This is a genomic window from Flavobacterium filum DSM 17961 (assembly GCF_000425465.1).
In the GTDB taxonomy this organism is placed as follows: domain Bacteria; phylum Bacteroidota; class Bacteroidia; order Flavobacteriales; family Flavobacteriaceae; genus Flavobacterium; species Flavobacterium filum.
On sequence record NZ_AUDM01000012.1, the window covers coordinates 98,238 to 114,788 of the forward strand.

9 protein-coding genes are annotated in these 16,551 nt (G+C 34.0%); all 9 read left to right on the forward strand.

The window, feature by feature from the left end; all coding sequences use genetic code 11:
- Nucleotides 1-5: 5 nt before the first annotated feature.
- The 9 genes from H601_RS0108845 to gcvH all read left to right on the forward strand — a co-directional run bounded on the left by H601_RS0108845 (nucleotide 6) and on the right by gcvH (nucleotide 16,534).
- The gene (locus H601_RS0108845; protein ID WP_026711180.1) at nucleotides 6-1,163 is read left to right on the forward strand and encodes a cytochrome c oxidase subunit II; all 1,158 of its coding nucleotides are present in this window, start codon (nucleotides 6-8) and stop codon (nucleotides 1,161-1,163) included.
- 22 nt (nucleotides 1,164-1,185) lie between these two features.
- Nucleotides 1,186-2,988, forward strand: a complete 1,803-nt coding sequence (locus H601_RS0108850) for a cytochrome c oxidase subunit I (protein WP_026711181.1) — start codon at nucleotides 1,186-1,188, stop codon at nucleotides 2,986-2,988.
- An 89-nt stretch (nucleotides 2,989-3,077) separates the two neighbouring features.
- Nucleotides 3,078-4,100: a Holliday junction branch migration DNA helicase RuvB gene (ruvB, locus tag H601_RS0108855; RefSeq protein ID WP_026711182.1), complete on the forward strand. Its 1,023-nt coding sequence runs from the start codon at nucleotides 3,078-3,080 to the stop codon at nucleotides 4,098-4,100.
- Nucleotides 4,101-4,147: 47 nt separating this feature from the next.
- The gene (queG, locus tag H601_RS0108860) at nucleotides 4,148-5,071 is read left to right on the forward strand and encodes a tRNA epoxyqueuosine(34) reductase QueG (RefSeq protein ID WP_026711183.1); all 924 of its coding nucleotides are present in this window, start codon (nucleotides 4,148-4,150) and stop codon (nucleotides 5,069-5,071) included.
- 58 nt (nucleotides 5,072-5,129) lie between these two features.
- A complete protein-coding gene (locus tag H601_RS0108865; RefSeq protein WP_156900373.1) occupies nucleotides 5,130-5,702 on the forward strand; it encodes a hypothetical protein in 573 nt (190 codons plus the stop codon).
- Between the two features lie 199 nt (nucleotides 5,703-5,901).
- On the forward strand, nucleotides 5,902-8,199 hold the full coding sequence (locus tag H601_RS0108870; RefSeq protein ID WP_026711185.1) for an NADP-dependent malic enzyme: 2,298 nt from the start codon (nucleotides 5,902-5,904) through the stop codon (nucleotides 8,197-8,199).
- 80 nt (nucleotides 8,200-8,279) lie between these two features.
- Nucleotides 8,280-8,861 carry a Holliday junction branch migration protein RuvA gene (ruvA, locus tag H601_RS0108875; RefSeq protein WP_026711186.1) on the forward strand — a complete coding sequence of 194 codons (582 nt, stop codon included), beginning with the start codon at nucleotides 8,280-8,282 and terminating at the stop codon, nucleotides 8,859-8,861.
- A 3-nt stretch (nucleotides 8,862-8,864) separates the two neighbouring features.
- Nucleotides 8,865-16,082: a T9SS outer membrane translocon Sov/SprA gene (gene sov / locus H601_RS0108880; RefSeq protein WP_425402333.1), complete on the forward strand. Its 7,218-nt coding sequence runs from the start codon at nucleotides 8,865-8,867 to the stop codon at nucleotides 16,080-16,082.
- Between the two features lie 71 nt (nucleotides 16,083-16,153).
- Entirely contained in the window at nucleotides 16,154-16,534 is a 381-nt protein-coding gene (gene gcvH, locus H601_RS0108885) for a glycine cleavage system protein GcvH (protein WP_026711188.1), read from the forward strand.
- Nucleotides 16,535-16,551: the final 17 nt, after the last annotated feature.

Here is a 16,551-nt window from a genome sequence, read left to right on the forward strand (position 1 = left end):
GACAGATGACAGGTTTGTTAATACTAGTTGTTTTAGTTTTAGTATCAATTGCAATTTGGCAATTAACCAAAATATTTGATTTAACTCAAGTAGGTGGTGATTCATCAAATGCACAAATTGCAAATGATAATGATAATAATGTAAATGGTTATTTAATGTTTGCTTTTTTAGTATTCATTTATCTTACCACTATTTATTGTGTTGTAGAATATGGTCACTTTCCTTTAATGAGTAATTCTGCATCAGAACATGGTGTAGAAGTTGATAGATTAATGTGGATTTCAATGATTTTGATTTTCTTTGTTCAGACTATCACACAAGCTCTTCTACATTATTTTGCTTATAAGTATAGAGGTAAAAAAGGAAATAAAGCACTTTACTTTGCCGATAACAATAAATTAGAAATGATTTGGAGTATCATTCCGGCAATTACTTTGGCTGGTTTAATTCTTTATGGTTTATATGCTTGGACAAATATTATGTTTGTAGATGAAGAAACTGAAAATCCAATGGTTGTTGAGATTTACGCTAAACAGTTTGGTTGGGAAGTAAGATATGCCGGAGAAGATAATGTTTTAGGTAAAGCGAATGTTCGATACATTGAAGGAACAAATACTTTAGGAGTAGATTTAGCTGATCCAAATACACAAGATGATATCCAAGCCAATGAATTACATTTACCAAAAGGTGTAAAAGTGCTTTTCAAAATTCGTTCACAAGATGTTTTGCACTCTGCATATATGCCTCATTTTAGAGCACAAATGAATTGTGTTCCCGGAATGGTAACTCAGTTTGCGTTTATCCCTACTGTTACCACTGTAGAAATGAGAAATTCAAAAGCAATACAAGAAAAAGTTACTGAAATCAATAGAATTAGAGCTGAGAAAAGTATCCAATTAGTTAAGGAAGGGAAAGCAGCTTTAGATCCCTATACTTTTGACTATTTGTTATTATGTAATAAAATTTGTGGTAGATCTCACTACAATATGCAAATGAAAATTGTGGTAGAATCAAAAGAAGATTTTAAGAAGTGGCTTGGTGAAAAGACAACTTTTGCCCAAAATGCAAAAGCTGAGAAAGAAGCCAATGAACAAAATGAAACAGTTATTGATACAACTGTGAATGTTACAAAAGACTCAACTCTAGTTGCGTCAAATAAATAATTAGTAAAAAATTGTTATAGATATGTCAGCACACGATCACGCACACGAACACGATCACGGACACGAGCACGAACATCACCATAAAGATACTTTCATTACAAAGTATATCTTTAGTATTGATCACAAAATGATTGCAAAACAATACCTAATCACTGGATTGATTATGGGTATTATTGGTGTGGCAATGTCTTTATTGTTTAGAATGCAATTGGCATGGCCGGAAGAATCTTTTAAAATTTTCAACGTTCTCCTAGGAGATAAATTTGCTCCTGAAGGTGTGATGAGAAACGATATTTACCTTGCTTTAGTTACCATTCACGGTACTATCATGGTATTCTTTGTATTAACAGCAGGATTAAGTGGAACATTTAGTAATTTATTAATTCCATTGCAATTAGGAGCCCGTGATATGGCTTCAGGTTTCATGAACATGATTTCTTATTGGTTATTCTTTTTGTCAAGTGTAATCATGGTTATTTCTTTGTTCGTAGAATCAGGACCAGCGTCAGCCGGTTGGACAATTTATCCTCCATTAAGTGCATTACCTCAAGCTATTCCTGGTTCTGGAGCCGGTATGACTTTATGGTTAGTTTCTATGGCAATATTTATTGCTTCTTCTTTGATGGGTTCATTGAACTACGTTGTAACGGTTATCAATTTAAGAACTAAAGGTATGTCAATGACTAGAATGCCATTAACCATTTGGGCATTTTTTATCACTGCGATTATTGGTATTGTGTCTTTCCCAGTTCTTTTATCAGCTGCATTATTGTTGATTTTTGATAGAAGTTTTGGCACTTCATTCTTCTTATCAGATATCTTTATTTCTGGTGAAGTTTTACATTACCAAGGTGGTTCACCCGTATTGTTTGAGCACTTATTTTGGTTCTTAGGCCACCCTGAAGTTTACATCGTATTATTACCAGCATTAGGTATAACTTCTGAAATTATTGCAACGAATGCTCGAAAACCAATCTTTGGATACCGAGCGATGATTGCATCAATCATTGCAATTGCATTCCTTTCTACAATTGTATGGGGTCACCATATGTTCGTTTCGGGTATGAATCCATTTTTAGGCTCTGTATTTACTTTTACAACTTTGTTGATTGCAATTCCATCTGCTGTTAAAGCATTTAATTACATCACAACTCTATGGAAAGGTAACTTACAATTAAATCCTGCAATGTTATTTTCTATTGGATTAGTATCTACATTCATTACCGGAGGTTTAACTGGTATTATTTTAGGAGATAGTACATTAGATATTAATGTTCACGATACTTATTTCGTTGTTGCTCACTTCCACTTAGTAATGGGTATTTCTGCTCTTTATGGAATGTTTGCCGGTATTTATCATTGGTATCCAAGAATGTTTGGAAGAATGTTGAATAAAAATTTAGGATATGTTCACTTCTGGGTAACGGCTGTTTGTGCGTATGGAGTTTTCTTCCCAATGCACTTTATAGGTATGGCAGGTCTTCCAAGACGTTATTATACCAATACAGCATTCCCGTTATTTGATGATTTGCAAAATGTAAATGTTGTTATTACCATGTTTGCTTTAATTGGTGGTGCATTCCAATTGGTATTTATTTGGAACTTCTTCCATAGTATGTTCTATGGTAAAAAAGCGGAAATGAACCCATGGCGTTCAAATACTTTAGAGTGGACAGCACCAGTTGAACACATGCACGGCAACTGGCCGGGAGCTCTTCCAGAAGTACATAGATGGCCTTATGATTACAGTAAACCGGGGCATGATGAAGATTTTGTTCCGCAAACAGTTCCAATGGGTCCTGATGAAGAACAATTACACCATTAAAATTTAATATAATTTTTAATATATAACGAAGTCCTTTTTTAAGGGCTTCGTTTTTTTATTTTGCATATTCATTTCCCTATATTTGTTACATGAACGAACATTTAGACCCAACTAATAATAAATACAATTCTGAGGAGCTTGACTTAGAAAAAAAATTGCGTCCACTTTCTTTTAATGATTTTAGTGGACAAGACCAAATTTTAGATAATCTAAAGGTATTTGTTGAAGCGGCCAATCTTCGCAATGAAGCACTTGATCATGCTCTGTTTCATGGTCCACCGGGATTAGGAAAGACTACTCTTGCAAATATTTTAGCGAACGAATTAGGGGTAGGAATAAAAATTACTTCAGGGCCAGTGTTAGATAAACCAGGAGATTTAGCTGGTCTGCTGACCAATTTAGAAGAGCGTGATGTACTATTTATTGATGAGATTCATCGTCTAAGTCCAATTGTTGAAGAGTATTTATATTCAGCAATGGAAGATTTCAAAATTGACATCATGATTGAATCCGGGCCTAATGCTAGAACTGTTCAAATCAATTTGAACCCGTTTACTTTAGTAGGTGCAACTACACGTTCAGGATTGCTTACTGCACCAATGCGGGCTCGTTTTGGAATTCAAAGCCGGTTACACTATTATAATACGGAACTTCTAACAACAATTGTACAAAGAAGTGCATCAATTTTAAAAGTACCTATTTCAATGGAAGCAGCAATAGAAGTAGCCGGCAGAAGTAGAGGAACTCCCCGAATTGCGAATGCTCTTTTAAGAAGAGTTCGCGATTTTGCTCAAATTAAAGGAAATGGTAAAATTGATATAGAAATTGCTAAATACGCTTTGCAAGCATTAAATGTAGATGCTCATGGTTTAGACGAAATGGATAATAAAATCCTTACTACGATCATTGATAAATTTAAAGGAGGTCCGGTTGGTCTATCAACATTAGCAACAGCTGTTTCCGAAAGTGGTGAAACCATAGAAGAAGTGTATGAACCTTTTTTAATTCAAGAAGGTTTCATCATGCGAACGCCTAGAGGTAGAGAAGTAACAGAGAAAGCCTATAAGCATTTAGGAAAGATTAGAACGAATATTCAAGGGGGACTTTTTTAATTGCAATCTTGTCTTTCTGAGGTACGAGAAATCTCATTTGTTAAGTTTTGATAAATTCTAAAGAAAAATATTCAGAAATGATTAAAGCCGAATCCAAAAGACTCGGCTTTTTGTCTTGCGGCATTTCCAAAGCCGGTTTTCTTGAAGAAGAAGTTCCCAGACTAGAAAATTGGCTTAACAAAAACATGCAGGGTCAAATGTTTTACATGGAAAACCATTTTGACAAGCGTTTAAATCCAACATTGTTAGTAGAAGGTGCCAAAAGTGTCATTTCCTTATTATTGAATTATTATCCATCCGAATTTCAAAACCAAGAAAGTTATAAAATTTCAAAATATGCCTACGGACAAGATTATCATTTTGTCATCAAAGAAAAACTGAAAGAACTTTTACACTTCATACAAACAGAAATAGGCGAAGTGTCCGGACGAGCCTTTGTTGATTCTGCTCCGGTGTTAGACAAAGCTTGGGCGGCCAAAAGTGGTTTGGGTTGGATGGGAAAAAACACCAACCTCATAACCCAAAAAGTGGGTTCTTTCTATTTTATTTCTGAACTAATTGTGGATGTAGAATTAGAATATGATGCTCCAACTACCGACCATTGCGGTTCGTGCACAGCCTGCATTGATGAATGCCCAACCGAAGCCATTGTTGCTCCGTATGTAGTGGATGGCAGCAAATGCATCTCCTATTTCACAATTGAGTTAAAAGAAAATATTCCCACCGAAATGAAAGGTAAATTGGATGACTGGATGTTTGGTTGCGATGTCTGCCAAGATGTTTGTCCTTGGAACCGTTTTTCAAAGCCCCATAACGAACCGCTTTTTCAAGCTAATCCCGAACTACTTTCTTTTACCAAAAAAGATTGGGAGGAAATTACAGAAGATGTTTTTAAAAAAGTATTTAAAGATTCAGCGGTTAAACGAACGAAGTTGGAGGGGTTGAGAAGGAATGTGGAGTTTTTGAAATAAAAAAAAAGAGTATTAGCAAATTTTCACTTAACATTAAAAAATTAAAAAAACTAAAACCATGAAAAATATAGTGATATATGCATTTTTTTTATCTCTTTTTGGATGTAATAGTTCAGGTATAAATAAAAAGACAAATGTAAACATTAATAATATAGTTGAAAACGAGAGGGTTATCATGACTTTTGAGATTTATAAAGATGATTTAAAATTTATGAGTGAAAAGTATGATATTGATTTTTGTAAACCAGAAATTGGAGATGTTACTACTATTAAACTTTTTTATGAAATGTGTGTCTATGATATTCATTTAGAATTAAAAAATAGTTTGATTTTAAGAGAAAGAGAAAAAGTGTTGACTAAATGGAAAAACAATAGAAATTATAATCCTAAGTTACATTTTGTGTTTGAAAACGAAAAACAAAATTTTCCAAGTTTAAGTTTTTTGAAAGCTATGGATTTTTATAAAAGTGATGATTTAGAAGTGTATTTAAATGAATTTAAAAAAGAAATTATTAAAATGTATTTATCAAAACAAAATCCTTCTATTACACCGTGCATAGAAAATGAGGGTTATTCTAATTGGAAAATTTGGGAAAAGGATTCATTAAATGAAATTCAAATTCAAAAATAAATTTTAATAGGATTTAAAATGTGATTGAAAAACTTAAAAAAGAAATGACAAGGTAATTTTGAAATATTTATTTTATCAATTAGTTTATTTATAAACCCAAAAATTTTTTAAAAATTTACCCAAAAAAGAACTTCCTTAAAATTTCAATATTCCCATAACTCTCTTACCTTTGTGAGTCAAACATAGAAGAATCAAATTCATGCACAAAGACACCAAACGCAGAGAAGCCCTTTTATACCACGCAAAACCAAATCCAGGGAAAATTCAAGTTGTTCCTACTAAAAAATATGCAACACAACGTGATTTGTCGTTGGCTTATTCACCTGGTGTGGCCGAACCTTGTTTGGAAATTGCCAAAGATGTCAATAACGTTTATAAATACACCGCCAAAGGAAACTTGGTAGCTGTAATCACTAATGGAACGGCTGTTTTAGGTTTGGGCGATATTGGTCCAGAAGCCTCAAAACCGGTGATGGAAGGAAAGGCTTTACTCTTCAAAATTTTTGCCGATATTGATGTGTTTGATATTGAAGTGGGCACAAAAGACATAGATGCATTTATCGAAACCGTAAAAAATATCGCTCCAACTTTTGGAGGAATCAACTTAGAAGATATTAAAGCTCCCGAATCGTTTGAAATCGAACGCCGTTTGGTGGAAGAATTAAACATTCCGGTGATGCATGATGACCAACACGGGACAGCCATTATTTCCTCTGCAGCTTTATTGAATGCTTTAGAACTAGCCAATAAAAAAGCAGATGAAGTAAAAATTGTGGTTTCAGGAGCCGGTTCGGCTGCCTTGGCTTGCGCTAATTTATACCTTTTATTAGGTGTAAAAGCTGAAAATATCATCATGTTTGATAAAGATGGAGTGCTTCATACAGAAAGAACAGATTTATCGCCATTGCAACAAAAATATACATCCGGAAAAAAAGGAACAACCCTAGGTGAAGCGATGAAAGGAGCCGATGTTTTCCTTGGATTATCTGCCGGAAATATTTTAACACCGCAAATGTTACTCGATATGACTCACGACCCGATTGTTTTTGCTATGGCTAATCCGGTTCCTGAAATTGATTATAATGTTGCTATCAATACTCGAGAAGATATTATCATGGCAACCGGACGTTCTGACCATCCTAATCAAGTGAATAACGTGCTTGGTTTTCCGTATATTTTTAGAGGAGCATTGGATGTTAGAGCAACTAAAATTAATGAAGCGATGAAAATGGCTGCTGTTCATGCGTTAGCCGAATTAGCCAAAATGCCCGTACCAGAACAAGTAAATATTGCTTATGGCGAAACCAAATTGAATTTTGGTCGTGATTATATTATTCCAAAACCATTTGACCCTCGACTAATTACAATTGTAGCTCCGGCGGTTGCTAAAGCAGCGATGGATTCCGGTGTGGCACAAAACCCTATTTTGGATTGGGAAAAATATGAAGAAGAATTAGCCGAAAGATTGGGTTCTGATAATAAAATGGTGCGTTTGTTGGCGAATCGTGCAAAAACTGACCCAAAACGAATTGTTTTTGCAGAAGCGGATCATTTAGATGTATTGAAAGCAGCTCAAATCGTGATGGAAGAAGGGATTGGAAAGCCTATCCTTTTAGGAAATAAAGAAACCATTTTAGAATTAAAAGAGGAAATTGGTTTTGATGCCGATGTGCCTATTTTAGACCCTAAAACCAAAGAATTGGATGAAAAACGAATGCAATATGCCAATTCTTTTTGGGAATCAAGAAAACGCCGTGGAATCACTTTGTTAGACGCTCAAAAATGGATGCGTGAACGCAATTATTTTGCTTCTATGATGGTGAATGAAGGGGAGGCGGATGCATTAGTAACGGGTTATTCCAGAAGTTATCCTTCTACTGTAAAGCCAATAATGCAATTGATTGATAAAGCTCCGGGTGTAACCAGAATCGCTACTACTAATATGATGATGACCAATCGGGGACCAATATTTTTCTCTGACACCGCCATAAATGTAGATCCATCAGCTGATGATTTGGCCAAAATTGCCCTGATGACCGCCAAGACAGTGAAAATGTTTGGAATGCAACCCGTTATAGCTATGACCTCCTATTCCAATTTTGGTTCATCAAGTAATGAAACCGCTGAAAAAGTGAGTAAAGCAGTAGCCTATTTACATAAATATTATCCGGATTTAATAGTAGATGGAGAAATACAAGTTGATTTTGCTCTTAATCCTGAAATGTTGAAAGACAAGTTTCCTTTTTCAAAATTGGCTGGTAAAAAAGTAAATACGCTTATTTTTCCAAACTTAGAGGCGGCAAATATCAATTATAAAATGTTGAAAGAATTGTATAAGGTTGATTCCATTGGGCCTATTATGTTAGGTTTGGATAAACCCGCTCACATTTTTCAATTGGGTGCTAGCGTTGAAGAAATGGTCAATATGGCAGCAGTTGCAGTAGTTGATGCTCAGGAAAAAGAAAAGCGTTATAAGTCAATTAAAGTGAGTTTTTAACTAAAATTTACGTTATTAATCGTTTTGTTGATTGATAATTAAAGTTTTTTGTTACATTTGAAAACTAACTTTTATCAAATATGTTTGCCCATATTCATGGACGCTTAGTAGAAAAAACACCAACCGATGTAGTGATAGACTGCAACGGAGTGGGATATCATTTGCAAATTTCTCTTCATACTTTTTCACGCCTTCCAGACAGTGATTCCATTAAATTGTATACTTATCTTCAAATTAAAGAAGATGCTCATACGCTTTTTGGTTTTGCAGAAAAATCAGAAAGAGAAATATTCAAGCTATTACTTTCTGTTTCCGGTATTGGAGCCGGTATTGCGAGAACTATGCTTTCTTCAATGGAGCCAAAGCAGATTATTCAAGCTCTGGCGTCGGGTGATGTTGCTACTATTCAAGGAATAAAAGGGATTGGTGCAAAAACGGCTCAACGAGCAATTTTAGATTTAAAAGAAAAAGTGTTAAAGGTCTATGCTTTAGATGAAGTTTCTGCTACTTCAAACAATACAAACAAAGAAGAAGCGTTATCTGCTTTGGAGGTTTTGGGCTTTAACAAAAAATTAGCAGAAAAAGTAGTGGAAAAAGTAGTGAAAGAACAACCAGACGCCACCATTGAAACAATAATTAAACAGGCTTTAAAAAATTTATAATACTTGAAAACGAAGTATCAATTTAGCATTTTAGACGAACTTAAAAAATACGGATTTTGGTTGATTTTGCTGTATTCTACCTTAGTTTTTTCTCAAGAAGATGAAACGCCAAAGGATACAGTTGGATATAACAAAGGAAAAATTCAGTTAAATAATCCACCAAGTATTGTGTCTGCCTATACCTATGATCCGGTTACCGATAGGTATATTTTTAATTCATCTATTGGTGAGTTTAACATCAATTACCCAGTTATTTTAACACCTAAAGAATACCAAGAGTTAGTCTTGAGAGAATCCATGCGTGATTATTTTAAACAAAAATTAGACGCAATGGAAGGCAAAAAAGATGGTTCAGAAGAAGCCAAAAAAGACTTATTGCCAAGGTATTATGTGAATTCCGGTTTTTTTGAAACAATTTTTGGAAGCAACACCATTGATGTTCAGCCAAAAGGATCTGTTGAAATGGATTTGGGTGTGCGGTACACTAAACAAGATAATCCTTCTTTTTCACCCAGAAATAGAACTACAACTACATTCGATTTTGATCAACGTATCAATATGAGTTTGACCGGAAAAGTGGGAACTCGATTAAACGTTAATGCCAATTATGATACCCAATCAACATTTGCTTTTCAAAATTTAATCAAATTAGAATATGCTCCAGATGAGGATGCTATTCTTCAAAAATTAGAAGTCGGAAACGTAAGTATGCCTTTAAACAATACCTTAATAAGAGGTGCTCAAAGTTTGTTTGGGGTAAAAGCTCAGTTTCAATTTGGAAAAACAACTATTACAGGTATTTATTCAGAACAAAAATCGCAAACTCGATCTGTAACGGCACAGGGTGGAGGAACCATTCAGGATTTTCAACTTTTCGCATTGGATTATGATGCAGACAGACATTTTTTCTTATCTCAATATTTTAGAGATCGTTATGATACATCCTTGCGAAATTACCCGTTAATCGATAGTCGTGTACAAATTACCCGTATTGAAGTTTGGATTACCAATAGACAAAACAGAGTAAATACTTCTCCTGAAGGAAATAATTTAAGAAATATCATTGCTCTTCAAGATTTGGGAGAATCTGGCATAAATGGAATTTCCGATAGTCAAATAGTGGGAATTGATCCAATTCCTGCTGGATTTTTTAATGTGCCACCTAATACTCCATCGAATAACTCCAATAATGATTTTAATCCTGCTTTGATTCAGTCTGGAGGAGGATTGTTAAATTCGAATGTACGGGAAATTGTAACTTCCGGCTCCGGATTTAATTATTCGGCAATCGAAGGTTTAGATTATTCTAAATTAGAAAATGCCAGAAAATTAACCTCAAATGAATTTACTTTTCATCCCAATTTAGGATATATTTCTTTGCAACAACGATTAGCCAATGATGAAGTAGTAGCTGTTGCTTTTCAATATACTATTGGTGACCAAATTTATCAAGTAGGAGAATTTGGTAATGACGGAGTAGAATCAACTGTTGTAGATCCTTCTACTAATATTCCGGCTACTCAGTGTTTGATTTTGAAAATGTTAAAGAGTAATTTAACCAACGTAGATAAGCCAATTTGGAATTTGATGATGAAAAATATTTATCAAATTCAAGGAGCTTTTCAATTGAGCCAGGAAGATTTTAGATTTAACATTCTTTATACAGACCCTTCGCCTTTAAACTATATCACTCCGGCTGGAAATCCACCTTTGCCATTACCAACAGATGTAACGGAAACGCCATTGTTAGAAGTTTTTAATGTTGATCGTTTAAATTATACTAATGACCCACAAGCTGGAGGTGACGGATTTTTTGATTTTGTACCTGGCTTAACTGTAGATACTCAAAACGGAAGATTGATTTTTACAACTGTTGAGCCTTTTGGTAAACACTTGTTCAATAAGTTAAGAACAAATCAATTAGAAGATTATGATAATCCAACAACGGGTTACAATGTCAATCAAAATAAATATGTTTACAGATCTATGTATAGAAGCACTCAAGCGGCTGCTTTACAAGATAGTGACAAAAATAAATTTTTATTAAGAGGTAGATATAAATCACAAGGGGGCGATGGTATTCCAATTGGTGCGTTTAATGTTCCTCAGGGTTCTGTTGTGGTTACTGCCGGAGGTAGAACATTAACTGAAGGAGTTGATTACACTGTGAATTATCAGCTTGGTAGAGTTAGAATTTTAGATCCTTCATTGCAAGCATCTGGAACTCCTGTTAATATTTCTGTAGAAAATAATTCCGTTTTTGGTCAACAAACCCGACGATTTATGGGGCTTAATGTTGAACATAAATTTTCTGATAAATTTCAAATTGGAGGAACTTTTTTAAGAATGACTGAGAGACCTTTTACACAAAAGTCAAGCTTTGGTCAAGAGTCTGTTAACAATTCTATTTATGGTTTAAATGGAAATTATTCAACTGAACTTCCTTTTCTAACCCGATTAGTAAATAAACTGCCTAATATCGATACAGATGTTCCTTCAAATATTTCTGTTCGTGGTGAAATTGCTTTTTTAAAGCCCGATACACCAAAAGCAGATAACTTTGATGGAGAATCTACCTTATATGTTGATGATTTTGAGGGTTCTCAAACAACCATTGATGTAAAATCTGCTTTATCTTGGAGTTTAGCTAGCGTACCTGAACGTAATACGACTAGTACATATGACTTTTTTGGTAATTCTACTTCGTTACAATATGGTTTTAGAAGAGCAAAATTGTCTTGGTACACCGTTGATCCTATTTTCTATACCAGCCAAAGACCGGGTGGAATTTCCAATCAAGATATGTCTTTAAATAGAACCAGACGATTCTTTATTAATGATATTTTCCCGGTAACGGATATTGCTCAAGGACAACAAACCGTAATTAACACGCTAGATTTAACGTATTATCCGGCAGAAAGAGGACCATATAATTATAATCCAGCGACTACACCGGATAATCTTTTGCCAAATCCGGAGCAAAATTTTGGTGGAATTATGAGAGGAATTAATTCGACTAATTTTGAACAAGGGAATGTTGAATTTATTCAATTGTGGTTATTAGATCCGTATTTTGGAACTACCGAGACGCCTTCTACAAATATTGGTCAGATTTATTTGAATTTGGGTGAAATTTCAGAAGATGTATTGAAAGACGGTAGAAAACAATATGAAAATGGTTTGCCGGAACCAGGTTCGTCACAACCCACAATCCCAACCATTTGGGGTAAAGTGCCAGCATCTCAATCGTTGATTTATGCTTTTGATACAAATGATAATAATCGAGTAAATCAAGATGTTGGTTTAGACGGTGTAAATGACGCCGAAGAAGCACTTTTAGAAAATATACCTCCAATAATTGCCGGTTTTAGTGACCCGGCTGCGGATAATTATCAATTCTATTTGAGTGCATCCGGTAATGTTATTCAACGCTATAAAAATTATAATGGTTTAGAAAGAAATTCACCTGTTGGTGTTTCAGATAATAATCGCGGAAATTCTACTTTGCCGGATGTTGAAGACATCAATCGTGATAATACCATGAATACCATTAATGCCTATTATGAGTATAAATTAGATATTACTCCTGATATGCAAGTAGGTAGCAATTATATTACAGATGTTAAATTAATCAATCCTTCTCAAACTTCAGATGGATTAGATTTACCTGCCGCCAGATGGTTACAATTTAAAATACCTGTAACAGAATTTGATAACAAGATTGGTAGTATTTCAGACTTTAGATCAATTCGATTCATGAGAATGTTTATGACCGGATTTACAGATGAAATAACTGTTCGTTTTGCCACTATTGATTTAGTAAGAGGTGAGTGGAGAAGATTTACAGGAACATTGCAACCTGATGATGTAACAGGAACAGATGAAGATGATAATACAGCTTTTGATGTGCAATCTGTTAATATTCAAGAAAATAGTAATAGAGACCCAATAAATTATGTAATGCCACCAGGTGTTAGACGTGAGCAATTATTTAATAATAACACGGTAATCAATCAAAACGAACAATCTTTGTCGTTAAGAGTAACTCCAAAAAATTCAAACCAGCCTGGAGGTCTAGAACCCGGTGATTCTCGTGCGGTATTTAAAAATTTAGAGGTGGATATGCGTCAGTTTGAAAAACTGAAAATGTTTGTGCATGCCGAGCCGGTTGTTAATGATTCCAATCCTTTGCAAGATGATGAAATGGTTGCTTTTATCCGTTTTGGAAATGACTTTACACAAAACTTTTATCAAGTTGAAATTCCTTTGAAAGTTACTGCTTTTGGATCAACTTTACCTGAGGATGTTTGGCCGGAAGACAATGAAATTGACTTAAAACTTTCATTACTAACAAAATTAAAAGTGTTGAACATTAGTGGTCAAAATCCGAATCCTGATGAAATATTTTTCAAAGATGAAGATGAATTAGACCCTTCCGCAGCCAACAAACCAAATAAATTGCGACTAGGAATTAAAGGAAATCCAAACTTTGGACTTGTTAGAACATTGATGGTTGGTTTAAAAAATGCAAAAACAGGTGACATTACTTCAAGTAGTATTAGAGGTGAAGTTTGGTTGAATGAACTTCGTGTAGCCGGTATGAAAAATAAAGGAGGTATGGCGGCTATTTTGAATGTTGATGCTAATGCTGCCGATTTTATGAATTTATCAGCAACCGGAAGAATGAATACCATTGGTTTCGGAACATTAGAACAAGGAGCAAATGAGAGAAGTAGAGAAGATATGCATCAATATGATATTGTTACCAATATCAATGTAGGTAAGCTTCTTCCAAAAAAATGGGGTTTAAACCTGCCATTTAATTATGCTATTGGCGAACAATTTATCACGCCTCAGTTTGATCCATTCTATCAAGATATTGAACTTCAACAATTGATTGATATTACACCTGATGCTGCTGAAAAAAGAAATATTGAAAACAGAGCCATCGATTATACTAAACGAAAAAGTATCAACTTTATTGGCGTAAGAAAAGAACGTGGTGCGGAGCAAAAACCAAAGATTTATGATGTAGAAAACTTGACGTTATCGCATTCATTCAATCAAGTTGAAAGACATAATTATGAAATTCAAGATTACGTAGATCAACAAGTGCGTTCATCTGTTGATTATGCATATTCTTTTCAACCAAAACCGGTTGAGCCGTTAAAGAACAATAAATTCATGAAAAAATCACAATATTGGAAATTGTTAAGTGATTTTAATTTCAATTATTTGCCTACAAATATCAATTTTAGTACAAACGTAATTCGACAATTTAACAGACAACAATTCAGACAAGTGGAAGTGCAAGGAATTGAATTAGATCCTTTGTATAGAAGAAATTATTTATTTAATTATCAATATGGATTTAATTTCAATTTAACCAAATCTTTAAAAATTAATTACACTTCTGATAGAAGTAACTTAGTTCGTAATTATATTGATGAACAAGGATTGCCTGATGATTCAAATCGCATTTTTGATGATTATTTTGAAGTAGGTATTCCTAATAATTTGAACCAGCAAATTGTTGTAAATTATGATTTACCATTGAATAAAATTCCTTTTTTAAGTTTCTTAAAATCGAATTATACATATACCGGTACATTTAATTTTACTCGTTCATCGTTAGCATTATCCTCTTTTGAAGCGGAAGACGGAACAGTATATGATTTAGGAAATACGATTCAAAATACTGGTTCTCATCGTTTGAATACAACATTGAATATGGATTCTTTTTATAAATACATTGGTTTAACAAAAACACCAAAAAAACCTGCTGCACCAAAACCTGCTGCACCAAAACCAGGTGAAAAAATTACAAACCCAACACAGCCACAACAAAGTGAAGGAAATGTTTTTGTAAAAGGATTGATAGGTGTTTTAACTAGTGTGAAAAATATTCAAGTAAATTATACCCAAAATGAAGGAACATTACTTCCGGGTTATACACAATCACTTGGTTTCTTTGGTTCAACCAGACCTTCTACGGGTTTTGTTTTTGGATTACAAGATGATGTTAGATATGAAGCAGCACGAAGAGGTTGGTTAACAATTTTTCCAGAATATAATCAAAGTTATACGCAAGTATCAACCAAACAAATTAATGCGACTGCAAAAGTTGATTTGTTCCCTGATTTTACAATAGATTTGGTTGCCGATCGAAACTACATGGAAAATTTCTCTGAGCAATATGATGTGTTGAACGGAGAGTATAATTCACGTTCACCTTTTACAACCGGTAATTATTCAATTTCAACTATTTTAATTAAAACTGCTTTCCAAAAAAGTGATGAAACCGGCTCAGCTGCTTTTCAACAATTTAGAGACAACCGTTTAGTTGTAGCAAACCGTTTGGCAGAGCAGTATTATATTGGAGAAATCCCAAGAGTTACCGATACAAATGATCCGAATTTTGGTTTCCCGGTTGGTTTTGGTAGAAATAGTCAAGCTGTTTTGATTCCTTCTTTCTTAGCGGCCTATAGTGGGAAGGATGCTGGAGATGTTTCTACAGGAATTTTTAGAGATATTCCAATTCCAAACTGGACTGTGAAATATAGTGGATTGATGCGTTATAAATATTTTAAAGATAAATTTAAGCGTTTTTCTATTCAACATGCTTATAAATCTACTTATACAATTAATTCATTCCGTTCTAATTTTGAGTATGAACAAAGTCCGAATCAATTGGATCAAAGTGGTAATTTTTTCAATAAAACATTAGTGCAAAACATCAACTTGATTGAACAATTTAACCCGTTGGTTAGAGTTGATTTTGAAATGAAAAACTCCTTTAAGTTTTTGGCTGAGATGAAGAAAGATAGAGCTTTGTCTATGAGTTTTGATAATAATTTATTAACCGAAGTACGAGGAGTAGAATATATTATTGGATTAGGTTATCGTATAAAAGATGTTACCATAAATTCTGCTTTGGCCGATAATCCACAGGGTGTTATTAAAAGTGATATCAACATTAGAACTGATTTTTCATTTAGAGATAACAAAACAATTGTACGCTATTTAGATTATGACAATAATCAGTTGGCTGGAGGGCAAAATATTTGGTCTGCAAAAGTAACGGCGGATTATTCGTTCAGTAAAAATTTAACGGCCATTTTCTTTTATGATCATACTTTTTCTAAAGCAGTGATTTCTACTGCTTTCCCATTAACAAATATTAGAGCCGGATTTACGCTTCGCTATAATTTTGGGAACTAACAAAATTTTGTAGTCAAAAAGGTTTTATAATACTAGTATAAAAATTACATTTGCTGAAAATAACAAACAAAATGAATATACCATCAAATTTAAAATACACTAAAGACCACGAGTGGGTTAGCATAGAAGGTGATGTTGCTGTAGTTGGCATTACTGATTTTGCACAAAAAGAACTTGGCGACATTGTTTATGTTGAAGTGGAAACATTAGACCAAACGTTAGCTAAAGATGAAGTGTTTGGAACAGTAGAAGCTGTTAAAACAGTTTCTGATTTATTTTTACCTCTTGCAGGAGAAATTTTTGAATTTAATGATGAGTTAGAATCAAATCCTGAATATGTGAACAGTGACCCATATGGGAAAGGCTGGATGGTAAAAGTGAAAATTTCAGACACAACTGAAATAGATGAATTATTAGATAGCGAAGCATATAAAGCATTAATAGGTGCCTAGGAAAAAATTACTTTTTT

Bases quoted from the DNA above. Each gene is read 5' to 3' on its own strand.
- H601_RS0108850 (WP_026711181.1), top strand. From the start codon at position 1,186: ATGTCAGCACACGATCACGCACACGAACACGATCACGGACACGAGCAC.
- H601_RS0108845 (WP_026711180.1), top strand. From the start codon at position 6: ATGACAGGTTTGTTAATACTAGTTGTTTTAGTTTTAGTATCAATTGCA.
- H601_RS0108870 (WP_026711185.1), top strand. From the start codon at position 5,902: ATGCACAAAGACACCAAACGCAGAGAAGCCCTTTTATACCACGCAAAA.
- gcvH (WP_026711188.1), top strand. From the start codon at position 16,154: ATGAATATACCATCAAATTTAAAATACACTAAAGACCACGAGTGGGTT.
- ruvA (WP_026711186.1), top strand. From the start codon at position 8,280: ATGTTTGCCCATATTCATGGACGCTTAGTAGAAAAAACACCAACCGAT.
- ruvB (WP_026711182.1), top strand. From the start codon at position 3,078: ATGAACGAACATTTAGACCCAACTAATAATAAATACAATTCTGAGGAG.
- H601_RS0108865 (WP_156900373.1), top strand. From the start codon at position 5,130: ATGAAAAATATAGTGATATATGCATTTTTTTTATCTCTTTTTGGATGT.